The sequence below is a fragment of the Pseudomonas sp. WSY_20 genome (genome assembly GCF_043104335.1).
GTDB lineage: Bacteria > Pseudomonadota > Gammaproteobacteria > Pseudomonadales > Pseudomonadaceae > Aquipseudomonas > Aquipseudomonas parafulva_B.
In genome coordinates this window covers 16,242-35,327 of record NZ_JBICKP010000013.1, presented here as the reverse complement: position 1 = coordinate 35,327, position 19,086 = coordinate 16,242, and the positions used below count along the sequence as shown (strand labels likewise).

Annotated in this window: 3 protein-coding genes (1 of these 3 cut by a window edge); 1 reads left to right on the top strand and 2 read right to left on the bottom strand. The window is 65.7% G+C overall.

What is annotated here, in order from left to right; genetic code table 11:
- The first annotated feature begins 40 nt into the window (after positions 1-40).
- The gene (locus ACF8E5_RS02085; RefSeq protein ID WP_081321339.1) at positions 41-2,491 is read left to right on the top strand and encodes a TonB-dependent receptor; all 2,451 of its coding nucleotides are present in this window, start codon (positions 41-43) and stop codon (positions 2,489-2,491) included.
- A gap of 560 nt (positions 2,492-3,051) precedes the next feature.
- Here ACF8E5_RS02085 and ACF8E5_RS02080 read toward each other — a convergent pair.
- Complete coding sequence (locus ACF8E5_RS02080; RefSeq protein ID WP_078478834.1) at positions 3,052-4,014, bottom strand: alpha/beta hydrolase; 963 nt, start codon at positions 4,012-4,014, stop codon at positions 3,052-3,054.
- A 36-nt stretch (positions 4,015-4,050) separates the two neighbouring features.
- Positions 4,051-19,086 carry the 3' portion of a non-ribosomal peptide synthase/polyketide synthase gene (locus ACF8E5_RS02075; RefSeq protein ID WP_392474846.1) on the bottom strand. It continues 2,652 nt past the right edge of the window, so 15,036 of the gene's 17,688 nt are visible here — the last part of the coding sequence; the start codon falls outside the window, past its right edge; the stop codon is at positions 4,051-4,053.

Below are 19,086 nucleotides of genomic sequence, written 5' to 3'. Positions count from 1 at the left end.
ACAAATCATTATCATTTCAAACTCCATCAGAGAGGATGTAATGCCAGCCCTTAGCACGCTCAACCCGCTCACCCAGGCCTTAAGGCTTCACCGTGCCTTCCAGACGACGCTGCTCGGCTCAAGCCTGAGCATGGCGCTGTGCCTGCCGTTGTCGGCCCAGGTGATGGCCCAGGAAGTGGATGTGGACATTGCCGCCATGCCGCTCTCCGCTTCGTTGCAGGCGTTCGGGCGGCAGGCCGACCAGCAGGTGTTGTTCAGCCCGGATGATGTGCAAGGGCTCAAAGGTCGAGCCGTCAAAGGCCACCTCACCGCGCAGCAGGCCCTGGCCACTTTGCTGGCAGGCACGGGGCTTGCGTACGACATCCAGGGCAACAGTGTGACCATTCACCGTCGTGGCAACGACACCAGCTCGCTGCAGCTGGACGCCACCACCGTGCAAAGCAACCTGGACGGTTCGAGCGAAGCCAGCCGTTCGTACACCGTCAACAGCAGCAGTGCGTCCACCAAGCTGCCCATGTCCCTGCGCGAAACGCCTCAGTCGGTCAGCGTGATGACCCGTCAACGCCTGCAGGACCAACAGCTGACCACCCTCAGCGACGTGCTCAAGCAGGCGCCGGGCCTGTCGGTGCAGAACATCGACAGTGAGCGGGTGAATATCTATTCGCGCGGCTATTCGATCGACAGCTACCAGTTCGATGGCATCCCCACCACCCTGATCGTGCAGACCAGTGCCAGCCCGCAGAGCCTGATCGACACTTCGATCTACGACCGCGTCGAAATCGTGCGCGGCGCCACTGGCCTGATGACAGGTGCCGGTGACCCATCGGGCAGCATCAACCTGGTCCGCAAGCGCCCGACCTCCACCTTCCAGGGCTCGATCACCGCCGGGGCGGGTTCCTGGGACACTTACCGCACCGAGGTGGACGTGTCTGGCCCCCTGACCGACGATGCCCGCCTGCGCGGTCGCACAGTCGTGGCGTACAAGCAAGGCAACAGCTACATCGACCACTACCAGCAGGAAAAACAGACCTACTACGGCATCCTCGAAGCCGACCTCACCGACAGCACCCTGTTGAGCGTGGGCGTGGACTACCAGAAGAACAACCCGCGTGGCGTATCGTTCGCCAGCTTCCCGCTGTTCTACAGCAATGGCGAGCAGACCGACTTTTCCCGTTCGATCAACGCAGGTTCGCGCTGGAGCTATCGCAAGCAGAACACGCTCACCACCTTCGCCAACCTTGAGCAAAGCCTGGTCAACGACTGGAAGCTCAAGGTGGCGGTCAACAACATGTACAGCTCGCGTGACTATTCCCTGGCCTCGCTCAGCGGCGACTTCCCCGATAAGCAAACCGGCGAAGGTGCCTACCTGTACGGCGGCGACGGCTCAGGCTCGCAGCGCCAACTGGGTATCGACGCCCTGGTGCAGGGCCCCTTCCAGCTATTGGGCCGCGAGCATGAGCTGGTGATCGGCCTGAGCGGTTCGGAATTCCACGACTACAGCGACCCGGCAGACGACGACCTGGAAGGCCGCCCGGCCAATATCTACACCTGGGACAACGACACAGAGCGCCCCCTTTCAGTGGGCAAGCTGATGAACGACGACACCACCGTGCGCCAGAACGCCGCGTACATGGTGGCGCGCTTCAAACCCACCGATGACCTGTCGCTGATCCTGGGCGCGCGGGTAGGCGACTACAGCTACAAGAAAAAAACCGTGGCTAACCCGTCCTACCCGGGCCTGAACAGCCGGGCCTCGACCCGCGAAAGCGGTTTCGTCACCCCCTATGCAGGAGTGGTGTACGACCTCACCGACATCCACTCGCTTTACGCAAGCTACACCAAGATCTACAAGCCGCAGTCGATCCGCGATCAAGCAGGCAAGACCCTGGAATCGCGCGAAGGTGACAACTACGAGATTGGCCTGAAGAGTGAGTTTCTGGAGGGGCGAGTCAACACCGCCGTCGCCCTTTATGAAATCAAGCAGGACAACCTGGGCGTGGCCACCGGCGAGACTGTCGAAGGTACCGTTCGTGAGTCGGCATACCGCGCGGTGTCCGGCGCCAAGACCCGCGGCATCGACATGGAAATCTACGGCGAAGTCATGCCCGACTGGAACGTCAGCGCCAGCTACAGCCACAGCCTGACCAAGGACTCGGACCACGAGCGCATCATGACCGAGGCGCCGGCCAACCTGGTCAAGCTCTGGACCACCTACCGCCTGCCCGGCGAGCTCAACCAGCTGACCGTGGGTGGCGGCATGAACTGGCAGAGCGGCTTGAGCCTGACCACCAGCCAGGGCAAGGCGACCCAGCAGCAGTACGCCGTGTTCGACCTGATGGCGCGCTACGACATCACCAAGGAGCTGAGCGCCACCGTCAACGTGAACAATGTGTTCGACAAGAAGTACTTCAGCGCCTTGGACCCCACGTTCTTCACCGGTTATTACGGTGAGCCGCGCAACGTGATGTTCACGACCCGGTATAGCTTCTAAACCCCCTGCCTGGAACGTCAAGCCGGCTCGGCAACTGGGCCGGCTTGCCTGCGAGGCGCCGCAAGGCGGCTGTGCTCGAACGCTACCCATCCTGTAGCCATCTGCAACGCCTGCCTAGGCTCCGTGTGAAAAGTCTTGAGACGAAGGTCAGGCAAGGCGAAAACAGCCGAGGAACGGTCGGAGTCGCGCTCGACTTTACGGGTTGTAAATGAGCATTCCGACCGGGCTGGCGATCCAGGCTGTTTTCCACGCAGCATCACCGAGTATCAAGGCTTTTCTCACAGAGCCTAGGAAACGATCAGAAAAAAGCACACACCTACTGTCCAAGTTGGTCGCAATAGATAGGGCTGGATGTGTGTGCGCTCTATTCTGCTAACGGCACGCCAGGGCTATTACGCTCATCGCCTGCCCGCCGCTGTTGCACATGGGCTGCGCCGCCCGAAACGTGTACGTCATCCAAATGCAACGTCAGCTGAGAAATCGTCAGGTACCAGCGCCGTGGTAACGGCAGATCAGTCTGCTGTTGATGGCCAAATCGACGAAATAACACAACGCCCACCTCACCCCCCAACCGCGTTCAGCCACCCCCCCACATCCCGATAAATTCCCCCCACCTGCCCCACCAACCCCGACATCCGCAAAAAGTCATGGCTAAGCCCCTGTGCCCGTACAAACGTCACCGGCGTCCCGCTCGCCTGCAACCGGTCGCGATAGGCCAGGCCTTCGTCATGCAACGGGTCATATTCCGCCACCCACAGATAAGCCGGCGCCAGAGGCGTGTCCACTTGGGCTAGCAGCGGTGAAGCGCGCCAGTCCAGGCGTTGTTGGGGCAGCGGTGCGTAGTGCTGGTAGAACCACTCCAGCGTCTCGGTCTCCAGCAAATAGCCTTCGGCATGCTGGCGGTGGGAGTCGCGCAGGCACGACAAGTCGGTGACCGGGTAGAACAGCAGCTGCGCCAGCGGCTTGATCGCCAACGTTTCAGGGGCCTTGACCGCGGTGATGGCCAGGACGGTCGCAAGGCTTGCGCCGACGCTGTCGCCGGCAAATACCACCCGGCGGTTGTCCAGCCCAAGCGCAAGGGCATGCTCGGCCAGCCAGTTGGCGGCATCGAGCGCATCGTTCACAGGAACGGGGAAACGGTGCTCCGGCGCCAGTCGGTAATCCGGGGCGAGCACCGCGAAGTCGCCCATGCTCGCCAGGCGCCGGCACACCGAATCGTGTGAGTCGAGGCTGCCGACCACATAGCCGCCGCCGTGCAGGTAGAGGATCACCGGTTGCGGTGCAGCTGCAGGCTGCCCGTTGCGGTAGAGCCGTGCGGGCAGCTGGGCGCCGTCGCGGGTGGGGATGCTCAATTGGCTGACACTCAGGTCACCGGGCGGGCTGGGGTCGAGCACTTGCGAGCTGGCGGCGAATTCGGCGCGGGCCTGGGCCACCTCCATCGCGTGCATGGGCTGGCTTTTGCCGGTCAGCCTGCCGAATTCGACCAGTTCCAGAAACGCGGCCAGGTCAGGGTGCAATGCCATGTTCAATCCTTACTTGAAAGTCAGTGACAGGGCGCGTCACGCGCGCCCCTGGGTTTCGGTGGTCGCGTCCAGGCACTGGCACACCTCGCGCAACACCTGGGGCTGCTTGAGGATGTCGAAGTGCGACGCCTGGATGAGCGTTGCGTCGTCATGGCTGAACCGCCGTTGATAGGCGTGGGCCGGCGCGCCGTACCCCTCCTCTGCCCACCAGAAGCTGGCCGGGCACTCGATGGCGGGCAGCGGCGCCAGGCGTCGCGACAGTGCCTTGAGGCGCAGCGCCACCGTAAAGGCATGCACCAGTTCCTCGGCAGCAAAGCGCGGTGAATCACCGCTGCCCAGCACGTGGGCCTGCACCTGCGCTACCAGGGCTTCGAGGGCCAGGTGGGAGCCATCCGTAGACAGGTCGAACGTCGGCAGGCTTTCGGGCGGCTGGTCCAGGATGATCGACAGGAAGTTGCGCAGCTCTTCGGTCAGGTCGTCCTCTGGGCCGTGGTCACCGGGCACGAAGCTGTCCACCAGCCCAACGAAGTGCACGCAGTGGCCCTGCCCTTCCAGCACACGGGCGACCAGCAGCGCCAGCGGCCCGCCCAGCGACCAGCCCAGCAGGTGGTACGGCCCTTGTGGTTGCTGTTCGCGGATGAACCCTGCGTAGTCCTGGGCCATGGCTTCCAGCGAGCTGTCCTGCCAGTGCTTGTCCAGCAGCATGCGGCACTGCACGCCGATGACCTGGCGCACTCCGTCCAGTCGCCGCGCCAGGGGCTCGTAGTCGAACACGGTGCCGAACCCTGCGTGCAGGCAGAACAGGGGCTCGCATTGCGCGACCGGACCGTTGAGCGGCAGCAGCGGTGACGGCACTGCCACGGCGTCATCCACATAACCGGACAACTCGGCGATGGTGGGTTTGCTCATCATGTCACGCAGCTTCAGCTCAATGCCCAGCGCCGGTTGATTGCGCACCTTGGACAACACCTTCAGGGTGCGCAAGGAGTCGCCGCCCAGCTCGAAGAAGTTGTCCGTCACCCCGACCTGCTCCAGCTCCAGCACCTCTTGCCAGATCGCGACAAGGCCCGCTTCGAGGGCGTTGCGCGGCGCCACGTACTCGCGGCCCTTGAAGGACGGGTCTGGCAGCGCCTTGCGGTCGACCTTGCCGTTGGGGCTCAGCGGCAGGTGTTCCAGCACCAGGATCTGGCTGGGCACCATGTAGTCGGGCAAGCCCTGTTGCAACGCCATGCGCAGCGCCTCGCCTTGCAGCGCCGGGCTGCTGGTGGCCACGTAGCCGATCAGTTGCTTGCCGCCTTCGGTGTCACGGGCCACGACGACCGCATCGCGCACCTGGGGTTGACTGCGCAAGCGGGCCTCGATTTCGCCCAGCTCGATGCGAAAGCCCCGGATCTTCACCTGATGATCCAGGCGGCCAAGGAAGTCGATCACTCCGTCTGCGCGGCGGCGCACCAGGTCGCCGGTGCGGTACAGGCGCGCGCCACTGCCGCTGGGGTCGGCGACGAAACGCTCGGCGGTCAGGCCTGGCCGCGCATGGTAGCCCCGCGCAAGCCCCTCCCCGCCAATGTACAACTCACCCGGTACGCCATCGGGCAATGGGTTCAGGCCGGCATCGAGAATGTGCAGGGTACGCTCGCCCACCCGTGTGCCAATCGGCGCATAGGCCGCCTCGCAGCGCTGGTCGGTATCGACCACCCACAACAACGGCGTGACCACGGTTTCGGTAGGGCCGTAGCCATTGGTCAGCAGCCTTGGGCGCAGGGTGCGCTTGACCAACTCGAAATTGGCATCGGCCACGGCGTCGCCGCCAAAGCAGTAGATCTGCACCGGTGGCGGGTTGTCGAAGGCCTGGCCGTATTCGGCCAACTGTTGCAGGTACGCAGGCGGGAAACAGGCGATGGTGATGGCCTGCTCATGCAGCACCTGCCAGGTTTCCTCGGGCGTCCACAGACGGTTGTCGCGCACCACCAGCTGACCACCGGCCGCCAGGGTGGACAGCCAGCGTTCCTGGGCGCCATCGAAGGCGAACGACATGAACAGCAATTCGCGGGTTGCCTCGCTCATCCCATAGCGCTCGATGATGGCCTGGCAGTGCATGGCCAGCGGCCCGCGGGCGACCGCAACGCCTTTGGGCTTGCCCAGCGAACCGGAGGTGTAGATCAGGTACGCCAGGTTGTCCTCGTCGATCGCAACCGCCGGCAAGGCGACCTGCGCCTGCACCGGCGCAAGCGATTCGAGCAGCAGGGTGTCGACCCCTTCGGCGCTTGGCAAACGGTCACTGACGCTGGCCTGGCTGATGAGCAGTCGCATGGCCGAGTCCTCGATGATCCACTGCACCCGCTCGCGTGGGTAGTCGATATCGACAGGCACATAGGCAGCGCCGGTCTTGAGCACCGCATAGAAGGCCACGATCATGTCCACCGAGCGCTCCAGCGCCACCCCGACACGCACCTCCGGGGCAGCACCGGCCTCGATCAGGGCCACGGCCAGGCGGTTGGCGCGCGCCTCAAGTTCGGCATACGTCAGGGACCGCCCGGCGCAGCTGACCGCCACCTGCTGACCACGGGCCTGCACATGCCCGGCAATGCGCTGCAGCAGCGGCGTGCGGGTCGGGTTGGCGACCAGCCGGTTGGCCTGGGCTTGCTGGCGCTCAGCGTTGGCATCGAGCATGGGCAGGCTGCCGATGGCTGCCAGTGGGTCGCCCAGCAGCGCTTGAAGCAAGCGCTCGAAGCTGCGCCGGATGCCTTGGCAGGCGGCGGGGCTGAAGCGGCTGCGCCAATAAAGGAACTCGATGCTCAAGGTGTCATCCAGGTGCACGGCGAGGTCCATGGCATAGTTGGTCACGTCGCGGCCTTCGCTGGCGCCGAAGCGCAAGCCGTCTTCACCGGCGTCTTGCAGGCGCTCGTCCAGGGGATAGTTCTCGAACACCACGATGCTGTCGAACAGCGCCTGCCCGCTTTGCCCGGACCAACGCTGCACATCGGCCAGAGACACATGCTCGTAGTCGCGCACCTGCACGTTGTAGTCCTGCAGGGCCTGCAACCACTGGCCCACCGGCTGTTCGGGCGCAGGTGCCTGGATGATCGGCAGCGTGTTGATGAACAGGCCCAGCATGTCTTCAGCACCCGGCAGGTTTGCCGGACGGCCGGCAACGGTTGCGCCGAAGCACACGCGCGATTGCCCGGTGTAGCGTTGCAGCAGCAGCAACCACGCCGCCTGGATCAGCGTGTTGGGCGTGACCCGCAGGCGCTGGGCCTGATCACGCAGTTGCCGGGTTTGCGCGGCGTCCCAGTTCAGGTACAGGGCGTCGTAGCCGTCGGCCTCGGCGACGGGCGCTGGATGCAACCCGGTGGCCAGCAGGGTGGGCCCTTCCAGCCCGGCCAGCTTGTCTTTCCAGAAGAGCTCCATCTGCGCCTGGGGCTGGGCGGCCAGCCAGCCGATGTAGTCGCGGTAGCTGCCGCGCTTGCCGGGCAGTGCTTGCCCACCGTACACGGCGAACACCTCGCCAAGCAGGCGTGAGTGGCTCCAGCCGTCCATGAGGATGTGGTGGCTGCTCCAGATCAGTTGCTGGCGCTGCTCGTCCAGGCGCACCAGGGTCAGGCCCATCAAGGGCGGGTGCAGCAGGTCGAAGCCGCGGGCGTAGTCCTGTTCGGCCAGGCGTTGCAGGTCGGCGACGCTGACCGGGCGATCCCGCCAATCGAGCTCGCGCACACGCAGTTCGGCGCGCTTGGCCACCCATTGCAACGGCTCGCTGAGGTGGCTTTCGGTCCAGAACCCAGTGCGCAGGATTTCATGGCGATCGACCATGTGCTGCCAGGCCGCAATGAAGCGCGCGTTGTCCAGCCCTTGTACCTGCACACTGGTTTGGCTGACGTACAGCCCCTGTTGGGCGGCTTCGAGGGTATGGAACAGGATGCCCTGTTGCATCGGCGACAGCGGGTACAGGTCTTCGACAGCCCCGGCCGGCACCGGCAAGCGGTCCAGCTGCGCCTGGCTCAGCCCTGCGAGCGGGAAGTCGGACGGGGTCAGGCAGGGGTGCTCCAAGGCCAGGCAGTGTTCAATGACCGCACGTAGCTCGCCCACATAGGCCTGGGCCAGTTCCTCGATGGTGCCCGCGGCGAACCGCTGGCGGCTGAAGGTGAAGTCCAGCTTCAGGGCGCCTTCGAACACCTGCCCGTTGATGGTCAAGGCATTGCCCAGCGGCGCCTGATCACTGACCTGGCGCCCACCGCTCTGCGCAGCCGGGGCGAACAGCGCGTCGTCCTCACGTGCGGCGCTGGCGTCGAACTGGCCCAGGTAGTTGAAGGTGATGCGTGGCTGCGCCAGGGTGGCCAATGCCTGGCGGGTGGCCGCATCGCCCAGATAACGCAGCACTCCAAAGCCAAGGCCCTTGTCCGGGATGGCACGCAGGTGCTCCTTGACCTGCTTGATGGTGTCCCCCACTGGCCCCGCCACCGGCAGTTTCACTGGGAACAGGCTGGTGAACCAGCCCACGGTACGGGTGAGGTCGACGTCGTCGAACAGCGTCTCGCGGCCGTGGCCTTCCAACTCGATCAATGCCGCCTGCTCGCCCGTCCATTGGCAGATCACCCGCGCCAGGGCGGTCAGCAGCAGGTCATTGACTTGGGTGCGGTAAGCGGCCGGGGCCTGCTGAAGCAGTTGTCGGGTCAGCGCTGGATCCAGTTCAACCTGCACGGTGTGGGCGTCGCCCACCTGCTGGCTGCCTTGGGCATCTTCGCCAGGCAACGTCTGGGCAAAGCCCTGCAGTTGGGCCTGCCAGTAGGCCAGTTGCTGGCATAGGGTTTCGCTTCGGGCGTGGGCTTGCAGGCGTTCAGCCCAGGCCTTGTAGGCGCTGGTCTTGGCCGGCAGGCTGAGCGGCTGCCCGGTCAGGCACTGCTGGTAAGCCTGTTGCAGGTCCTCGAACAGAATGCGCCACGACACGCCATCGACCACCAGGTGATGGATCGCCAGCAGTAAGCGCTGACTGCCATCGGCCAGGGTGGCCAACACCGCGCGCAGCAGCGGGCCCTGGGCCAGGTCCAGGCTACGCTGGGCATCGTCGCACAGGGCGGTGAGTGCCTGGGCATCGGTCACCTCGCGTTGCCACAGCAGCGCCTGGGCACTGTCGCCGTGGCAGGCCTGCCAACCCTGCTCGCCTTCACTGAAGCGCAGGCGCAGGGCATCGTGGTGGTGCACCAACGCCTGCAACGCCTGCTCCAGCGCAGCCCCTTGAAGCGGCGCGCTCGGCACCAGCAACACCGACTGGTTCCAGTGGTGACGCTGGGCAATGGCCTCACTGAAGAAGCTGTGCTGCACAGGGAGCAACGGCGTGCTGCCGGTGACCGCACCTTGGTCGATCTGCAGAGCTGTGTCTGCCGTGCCAACGACCTGGGCCAAGGCCCGGAGGGTCTGGTGCTGGAACAACGCTTTCGGGGTCAGGTGCAGCCCCAGTTGCCGCGCTCGGCTGACCACCTGAATGGAGATGATCGAGTCACCGCCCAGCTCGAAGAAGTTATCGTCCACCCCGACCCGCTCAAGCTTCAGCACGTCTTGCCAGACTGTGGCCAACTGCTGTTCGAGCGCTGTCTGCGGGGCGGCGAAGGCATGGCGGCTAGCGGCCTCGGGTAGCGGCAGCGCCTTGCGGTCGATCTTGCTGCTTGGGCTCAATGGCAGGCTGTCGAGCACCACCAGGTGCGCCGGCACCATGTAGTCCGGCAGGCTCGCTTTCAGGGCATCGCGCAGCGTGACCGCAGCCACCTGCGTGACCACGTAGCCCACCAGTTGCGGCCCATTGGGGCCAGGCTGCGCCATGACCAGCGCCTCGCTGACACCGGCCTGCGCCAGCAGGCAAGTCTCGATCTCGCCCAGCTCGATACGGAAGCCACGGATCTTCACCTGATGGTCCACCCGGCCGACGTATTCGATCACGCCATCGGCACGGTAGCGCGCCAGGTCGCCCGTGCGGTACAAGCGCCCGCCGTTGCCGCCGAACGGGTCGGGCAGGAAGCGCTCGGCGGTCAGCGCACTGCGGCCGAAATAGCCGCGCGCCAGCAACTGGCCACCGATCACCAGCTCACCCACGACACCGGTCGGCACCGGCTGCCCGGCGTCGTCCAGCAGGTAGATGTCCCGCCCTGGCAAAGCCGTGCCGATCGGCAAGGTGTGAGGCACGGGTTGTTCGCCCAGCACGTACGGGGTGCAGTCGAGCGTGGTGGAGGTGACCGTGGTTTCGGTCGGGCCGTAGGTGTTGAGCAGACGCACATGGCCCAGCCCGGCCTTGTGCCAGGCGGCCATGCCTTCAGGCGGCATGGCTTCGCCGCCCGCATGAATCTGGCGCAGCTGCCCGTAGTCGCGTGGCCCTACGCTGGCGAACTGGGTGGCCAGCAGGTTCCAGTACGCGGTCGGCAGGTCGGCCACGCTGATGCCGTGGGCCAGCACCCGCTGGTAGAACGTCTCGCTGTCCCAGATTTCGTTGCCCCGCAGCATCACGGTGGCACCGCAGACCAGCGGGGCGTACAGCTGCTCGACGAAGGCGTCGAAGTTGAACGTGGCGAATTGCAGCACGCAGTCGGAAGCGTGGATATCGGAATACCACTGGGCCACGAAAGCGTGGCGGGTCAAGGCACCATGGCTGATGGCTACGCCCTTCGGCCGGCCGGTCGAGCCGGAGGTGAAGATCACGTAGGCCAGGTTGTCGGCGTGCACGCGGTTGAGCGGGTCGCTGTCGGCGCCGCTGCCGTCCTCAGGCGTATCCAGCAGCAGGCACTGCACCTGCGCGTCCAGCGCCAGCGCTTGGCGCAAGTGCGACTGGGTCAACAGCAGCGCGATGCGGCTGTCCTCGACCATCTGCTGCAAGCGCTCGCGGGGGAATTTCGGATCGAGCGGCACGTAGCCGCCGCCTGCCTTGAGCACGGCCAGCAAGGCGATGACCATCGGCGCATCGCGCTCGACGGCGATGCCGACCAGCACGTCCGGGCCCACGCCCTGGGCGATCAGGCGGTGGGCCAGGCGGTTGGCCGCCGCGTTGAGCTGGGCGTAGGTCAGCTCGGTGGTTTCAGTGATCAGCGCAGTGTGGTGCGGAACGCGCTGGGCCTGCTGCTCGAACAGCACATGGGCAGGGGCCAGGCTTGGGTATTGACCGGCGGCCATGCCCCAGTCCTGCACCGGGGCGTGCTGGCGCCCGTCGTCCAGCAGGGTCAGATCGCCCAGGCAAAGCCCGTCGGGCCCCTCGACCATTTGCAGGAGCAAGTGGGCCAGGTTGTCACTGATGCCCGCGATACCCGGCGCATCGAACGCCTCGCCCGCGTAGGTAAAGTGCAGCAGCACGGTGGACCCGGCGTTTACGCTGACGGTCAGCGGGTAGTTGCTCTGCTCATGGTTGTCGATGCTGCCAAAGCGCAGGTCCACGGGCGCTGCTTGCAGCGCCTCGGAAACCGGATAGTTCTCGAACACCAGGATGTTGTCGAACAGCGCTTCACCGCCCTGCCCGGCCCAGCGCTGGATATCGAAGAGCGGGGTGTGCTCCTGCTCGCGCAGTGCCAGGTTCAGTTGCACAAGCGCATGCAGCCACGCCTGCAGCGGCTGATCTACCTGGGGGCTGGCCACTACCGGCAAGGTGTTGATGAACAGGCCGATCTGCTGCTCCACACCGCTGATCGCCGCCGGGCGCCCGGCCACGGTGGCCCCGAACACGACGCCGTCGTGCCCGGTGTAGCGTTGCAGCAGCAACAGCCAGGCCGCCTGGATGACGGTGTTGAGGGTGACCTTGTGGCGCCGCGCAAAGGCGTTCAGACGCTGGGTGTGATGTTCGTCCAGCCGGTGGTAATGATCGTATTGACCTGAGCTGCGCGTTGCCGGCTTCAAGGCTTGTGCCAGCAGGGTCGGTGCCGGCAGGCGGGCCAGTTGATCGCGCCAGAACGCCTCGCTGGCCTGACGGTCCTGACGCAGCAACCAGCCGATGTAGTCGCGGTACTGCGTAGGCCCTTGAATGACCGGGTGACCGGCATAGCGCTGGAGCACTTCGCCCAGAAGCTGCGAGGTGCTCCAGCCGTCCATCAGGATATGGTGACTGGTGTAGATCAGGTGATAGTCCTGCACGTCGGTCTGTGCAAGTACCAGCCTGAGCAACGCCGCGGTATGAAGCTCGAAGCCACGTTGCAGTTCGCTTTGCGCCAGGGCATCAAGGGTTGCTTGCGCAGAGGTTTCGTCGCGCAGGTCCAGCAGGCGGAACGGCAGCTCGACCCGATTCATGACCACCTGCACGGCCTGCTCGAACTGCCAGTTGAACCCGGTGCGCAGGATGGCGTGGGCATCGAGGGTGGCCTGCCAGGCACTGCGGAATCGCTGCGGGTCGAGCCCACCGATGTCCAGACGCATCTGGTTCAGGTAATCGCCACTTCCCTGTTCGTAGAGGCTGTGGAACAACATGCCCTGCTGCATCGGGGACAGCGGGTAGATGTCCTCAAGGTTGGCCGCAGGCACCGCAAGCTGGTCCAGTTGCGCCTGGTCAAGACTGGCCAGGGGGAAATCGGACGGCGTCACGCCGCCCGCGTCAGGCGCCAGGCAGTGTTCGATCAGCGCTTGCAGTTGTGCGCCGTAGGCATCGGCCAAGTCCTCGATGGTCTGCACCTCGAACTGCTCGGCGCTGAACGTCCAGTCCAGGCTCAGGCAACCGTCGTACACGCGCCCGTTGAGCACCAGCCAATTGTCCAATGGGGCATCTGGGCTTTGCTCACGGCCGCGCTTTTCGGTAGCCGGGGTGAACAAGGCGTCATCGTCGTCGGCAAAACTGCCGTCGAACTGGCCCAGGTAGTTGAAGGTGATACGCGGCGTCGCCAGGGCCCCCAGGGCCTCGCGTGTGGCAGCGTCCCCCAGGTAGCGCAGCACACCATAGCCGATACCCTTGTCAGGGATGCCGCGCAGGTGTTCCTTGACCTGGCGAAGCGTGTCGCCAAGGTCGGTCGACACGGGCAACTTCACCGGGAACAGGCTGGTGAACCAGCCCACGGTACGGGTGAGGTCGACGTCGTCGAACAGCTCCTCGCGGCCATGGCCTTCCAACTGGATCAGCGCGGCCTGTTCGCCCGTCCACTGGCAGATCACACGGGCCAAGGCGGTCAGCAGCAAGTCGTTGACCTGGGTGCGGTAGGCCGCAGGCGCCTGCTGCAACAGGCGACGGGTTTGCTGGGCGTCCAGGCGGGTCTGCACAGTCTGGGCGTGGTGCCCCTGCATGCCCGCATCGGCCTTGGCGCCCGGCAGGTCTGTGCGTTGACCACGCAGTTGCGCCAGCCAGTAATCCTTCTGGCCCAGCAGCGCCGGCTTGTGGGCATGCGCCTTCAGTTTCTGCGCCCAGGCCTGGTAGGCCGTGGTCTTGCTCGGCAGTTTCAGGGGCTGCCCGGCCAGGCATTGTGCGTAGGCCTGTTGCAGGTCCTCGAAGAGGATGCGCCACGATACGCCATCGACCACTAGGTGATGGATCACCAGCAGCAAGCGCTGGCTGCCGTCGGCAAGGGTGGCCAGCACCGCGCGCAGCAGCGGGCCGTGGGCCAGGTCCAGGCTGCGCTGGGCATCGTCGCACAGGGCGGTGAGCGCCTGGGCATCGGCCACCTCGCGCTGCCACAGCAGCGCCGTCACGGGCTCGCCATGTTCGGCCTGCCAGCCTTGCTCACCCTCGCTGAAGGTAAGCCGCAACGCATCGTGATGCTGCACAAGGGCCTGCAATGCCTGCTCCAGTGCAACGCCCTCAAGCACGGTGCGTGGTACCAGCAGCACTGACTGGTTCCAGTGGTGACGCTGGGCAATGGCTTCGCTGAAGAAGCTGTGCTGCACCGGCAGCAGGGGCATGCCGCCGAGGACGGTACCCTGGTCGATGTGCACGGCGCTGTCGCCAGTGCGCACGACCTTGGCCAGGGCGCGCAGGGTCTGGTGCTGGAACAGCTCCTTGGGCGTGAAGTGCAGCCCCTGCTGACGGGCTCGGCTGACCACCTGGATGGAGATGATCGAGTCACCGCCCAGCTCGAAGAAGTTGTCGTCCACCCCGACCCGCTCAAGCTTCAGCACGTCTTGCCAGATACGCGCCAGTTGCTGTTCGAGCGGGCGCTGGGGGGCGATAAATGCCTGGTTACTGGAGGCCTCGGGCAGCGGCAGTGCCTTGCGGTCGATCTTGCCGCTCGGGCTCAGCGGCATGTGGTCGAGCAGCATGAGATGGGCGGGGACCATGTAGTCCGGCAAGCTCGCCTTGAGCGCTTCGCGCAGCGTCTGCACGTTTGCATCTGCAACCAGGTAAGCGACCAGTTGCGGCCCGTTCGGGCCAGGCTGCGCCATGACCAGCGCCTCGCTGACACCGGCCTGCGCCAGCAGGCAAGTCTCGATCTCGCCCAGCTCGATACGGAAGCCACGGATCTTCACCTGATGGTCCACCCGGCCGACGTATTCGATCACGCCATCGGCACGGTAGCGCGCCAGGTCGCCCGTGCGGTACAAGCGCCCGCCGTTGCCGCCGAACGGGTCGGGCAGGAAGCGCTCGGCGGTCAGCGCACTGCGGCCGAAATAGCCGCGCGCCAGCAACTGGCCGCCGATCACCAGCTCACCTACGACACCGGTCGGCACCGGCTGCCCGGCGTCGTCCAGCAGGTAGATGTCCCGCCCTGGCAAAGCCGTGCCGATCGGCAAGGTGTGAGGCACGGGTTGTTCGCCCAGCACGTACGGGGTGCAGTCGAGCGTGGTGGAAGTGACCGTGGTTTCGGTCGGGCCGTAGGTGTTGAGCAGGCGCACATGGCCCAGCCCGGCCTTGTGCCAGGCGGCCATGCCTTCAGGCGGCATGGCTTCGCCGCCCGCATGAATCTGGCGCAGCTGCCCGTAGTCGCGTGGCCCTACGCTGGCGAACTGGGTGGCCAGCAGGTTCCAGTACGCGGTCGGCAGGTCGGCCACGCTGATGCCGTGGGCCAGCACCCGCTGGTAGAACGTCTCGCTGTCCCAGATTTCGTTGCCCCGCAGCATCACGGTGGCACCGCAGACCAGCGGGGCGTACAGCTGCTCGACGAAGGCATCGAAGTTGAACGTGGCAAATTGCAGGACGCAGTCGGATGCGTGGATATCGGAATACCATTGGGCCACGAAGGCGTGGCGGGTCAAGGCACCATGGCTGATGGCCACGCCCTTCGGCCGGCCAGTCGAGCCGGAGGTGAAGATCACGTAGGCCAGGTTGTCAGCGTGCACGCGGTTGAGCGGGTCGCTGTCGGCGCCGCTGCCGTCCTCAGGCGTATCCAGCAGCAGGCACTGCACCTGCGCGTCCAGCGCCAGCGCTTGGCGCAAGTGCGACTGGGTCAACAGCAGCACGATGCGGCTGTCCTCGATCATCTGCTGCAAGCGCTCGCGGGGGAATTTCGGATCGAGCGGCACGTAGCCGCCGCCTGCCTTGAGCACGGCCAGCAAGGCGATGACCATCGGCGCGTCGCGCTCGACGGCGATGCCGACCAACACGTCCGGGCCCACGCCCTGGGCGATCAGGCGGTGGGCCAGGCGGTTGGCCGCCGCGTTGAGCTGGGCGTAAGTCAGTTCGGTGGTTTCAGTGATCAGCGCAGTGTGGTGCGGAACGCGCTGGGCCTGCTGCTCGAACAGCACATGGGCAGGGGCCAGGCTTGGGTATTGACCGGCGGCCATGCCCCAGTCCTGCACCGGGGCGCGCTGGCGCCCCTCTTCGAACAGCTTCAGCTCACCCAGGCAGCGCTGGGGCGAGCCGTCCGCCATCTGCGCCAGCAGATGGGCCAGGTGGCCTGCAACCTGGGCCATGCGTTCGGCACTGAACTGCGCCGCGTCATAGCTGTAATGCAACAACAGGTCGGCCCCGGTGCTGACGCTCAGGGTCAGTGGGTAGTTGTTCTGCTCATGGCTGTGCACGTCACCAAAGTGCAGGTCACTGACGCCGCCTTGCTGCAGCGCCTCGGACACAGGGTAGTTTTCGAATACCAGCAGGGTATCGAACACTCCATCGCCGCCCTGCCCGGCCCAGCGCTGCACATCACTCAGCGCACTATGTTCGTGGTCCCGAAGTGCCAGGTTGATGCTTTGTACGGTCTGTAACCAACCGGCCAGCGCCAGCTGCGGCTCGGGCCGCGCGACCACCGGCAGGGTATTGATGAACAGGCCGATCTGCTGCTCGATGCCCTGCAACTGCGTAGGCCGGCCCGCGACCGTAGCCCCGAATGCCACGCTGTCGTGGCCGGTGTAGCGCTGCAACAGCAACAGCCAGGCGGCCTGCACGAGCGTGTTGAGGGTGACTTTCTGCTGACGGGCAAAGCCGTGCAACTGTTCGGTCATCGCAGCGTCCAGGCGCCATTTCAATTCGCCTTGCCCGGTCTGGCCGGTGGCGGCGCACTTGAGCGCACGGCTCAGCCAGGTCGGCTCCTCAAGGGTGGCGAACTGTGCGCGCCAGAAGGCCTCGCTGGCCTGTTTGTCCTGGCGTTGCAACCAGCCGATGTAGTCACTGTAGCGCCCGTTCAGGCTCTGCAGCGCCTGGCCTGCGTAGTGCTGCAGCACCTCGCCAAGCAGCTGCGAATTGCTCCAGCCGTCGAGCAAAATGTGATGGCTGGTATAGATCAGCTGATAGCGATCATCCCCCGTGCGGGCCAGCGTCAAGCGCAGCAGTGGCGCCTGGGCCAGGTCGAAGCCTTGCTCGCGTTCGGCATCAGCCAGGCGCGTCAATGCAGCGTCAAGATCTTCATGGCCACGCAGGTCGATTTCACGGCACGGCAGCTGCACCTGCTTGCGCACCCACTGCAGCGGCTGGGCCAGCCCGCCTTGCCAGAGGAACCCGCTGCGCAATATGTCATGGCGCTGGACCACCGCCTGCCAGGCCTCACGGAAACGCTCGGGCGCCAGCCCCTCGACGCTGACCGACAGCTGGTTGATGTAGTCCCCCCCTTGTTGCTCAAGCAAGCTGTGGAACAGCATGCCCTGCTGCATGGGCGAGAGCGGGTACAGGTCCTGGACGTCCGCCCAGGGCAGGCCAAGGGCGTCCAGCTGTGGCTGGTCGAGCATGGCCAGCGGGAAGTCCGAAGGCGTCACCCCAGCACTGCCCGGCAACAGGCAGTGGGCGACCAGCTGGCTCAGCTCGCGTGCGTAATCCTGCGCCAACCGCTCGATGTCGCTGCGCTCGAACATCGCTTCGCTGAAGGTCCAGCCCAGGCGCAATTGGCCTGCGTACACCTGGCCGTTGATGCTCAGCCAATTGCCGAGCGGGGCCTCGGCGCCCTGTTCAGCGCCGGTGTCCTCGCTGGCTGGCACGAACAGGGCACCCTGGTCGCTGGCAAAGCTGCCGTCGAACTGGCCCAGGTAGTTGAAGGTGATGCGCGGCTCGGCCAGGCCGTTGAGGGCTGCCTGTGACTGGGCGCTGCCCATGTAGCGCAGGGCGCCGTAGCCGATGCCCTTGTCAGGGATCGCGCGCAACTGCTGCTTGACGCGCTTGATCGCGTCGGTCACCTCAGCGGCATCGTCCAGGCGTACCGGGAAGGCGCTGGTGAACCAGCCCACTGTGCGGGTCAGGTCGACCTCGTCGAACAGCGCTTCACGGCCGTGCCCTTCGAGCTGGATCAGCGCCGAGGCCTGCCCAGTCCAGCGGCAGATCACGCGGGTCAGCGCGGTCAGCAGCAGGTCGTTGACCTGGGTGCGGTAGGCCGCCGGGGCCTGTTGCAGCAATTGCCGGGTCAGCGTGTCGTCCAGGCGCGTGTGTACCGTACAGGCATGGCGTTTTTCCAGGCTGGCGTGAGGACGCGCGCCTGGCAGGTGGTCGGCGGCGCCTGCGACCTGCGCCTGCCAGTACGGCAGCTGCTCGGCCAGGGCCGGGGTTTGCGCCAGTGCCTGCAGGCGTTCTGCCCAGTGCTTGTAGGCCGTGGTCTTGGCCGGCAGCGACAGCGCCTCGCCTGCCAGGCACTGCGAGTAGGCCTGCTGCAGATCGTCGAACAGAATGCGCCAGGACACACCGTCCACGACCAAGTGATGAACCACCAGCAACAGCCGCTGACTGCCATCGTCCAACTCCGCCAGCACAGCCCGCAGCAGCGGCCCTTGGCGCAGGTCGAGGCTGCGCTGGGCCTGCTCGCACAACGCGGTCAGGGCCTGGCCGCGCGCGGCCGTGGCGTGCCACAGCAAAGGCGCCTGCTCCTCGGCGCTCTGTTGCTGGGCCGGTGCCCGGTGCCAGGCGAGCCCGGCTTGGGCATCGAAGCGCAGGCGCAAGGCGTCATGGTGCAGCACCAGCGCCTGCAACGCCGCTTCCAGCGCACGTGGCTGCAACGCCTGCGTCGGTGCCAGCAGCACGGACTGGTTCCAGTGGTGCGCATCAGCAATGCCCTGGGCGAAGAACCAGCGCTGGATGGCCAGCAGCGGCAGGCTGCCAGCGACCGGGCCCTGATCGATGCGGGCGACCTCGCCAAAACGGGCCACACCGGCCAAGGCCTGCACGGTCTGGTGCAGGAACAGGTCTTTGGGACTGAGCACGATGCCGGCCTGACGGGCCCGGCTGACCATCTGGATCGAGATGATCGAATCACCGCCCAGCTCGAAGAAATTGTCGGTCACCCCCACCTGAGGCACCTTCAGCACCGCCTGCCAGATCTGCACCAGCGCCTGCTCGAGCGGGCTGCTGGCGGCCACATGCTGGCCTTGCAGCTGGGTAAGGTCGACTACGGGCAGGGCCTGGCGGTCGATCTTGCCGTTGGGGGTCAAGGGCATGCGTTCGAGCAACTGCACGTGCGTGGGCACCATGTAGTCGGGCAGGTCCACCTTCAAACAGCGCTTGATCGATTCGCGGCGCTCAGCCTGGGCTTGATGATTGGACGCCAATTGCGGCGCGTCGTCGCTCACCACGTAGCCGACCAATTGCTGGCCGCTCGGGCCGGCCTGGGCCACCACCACCGCTTCGCGCACCCCCGGCACCGCCAGCAGGCGCGCTTCCACCTCGCCCAGCTCGATACGAAAACCCCGCACCTTGACCTGGCGGTCGATGCGCCCGAGGTAGTCGATGATGCCGCTGCTGCGCAGGCTCACCCGATCACCGCTGCGGTACAGCCGGGCACC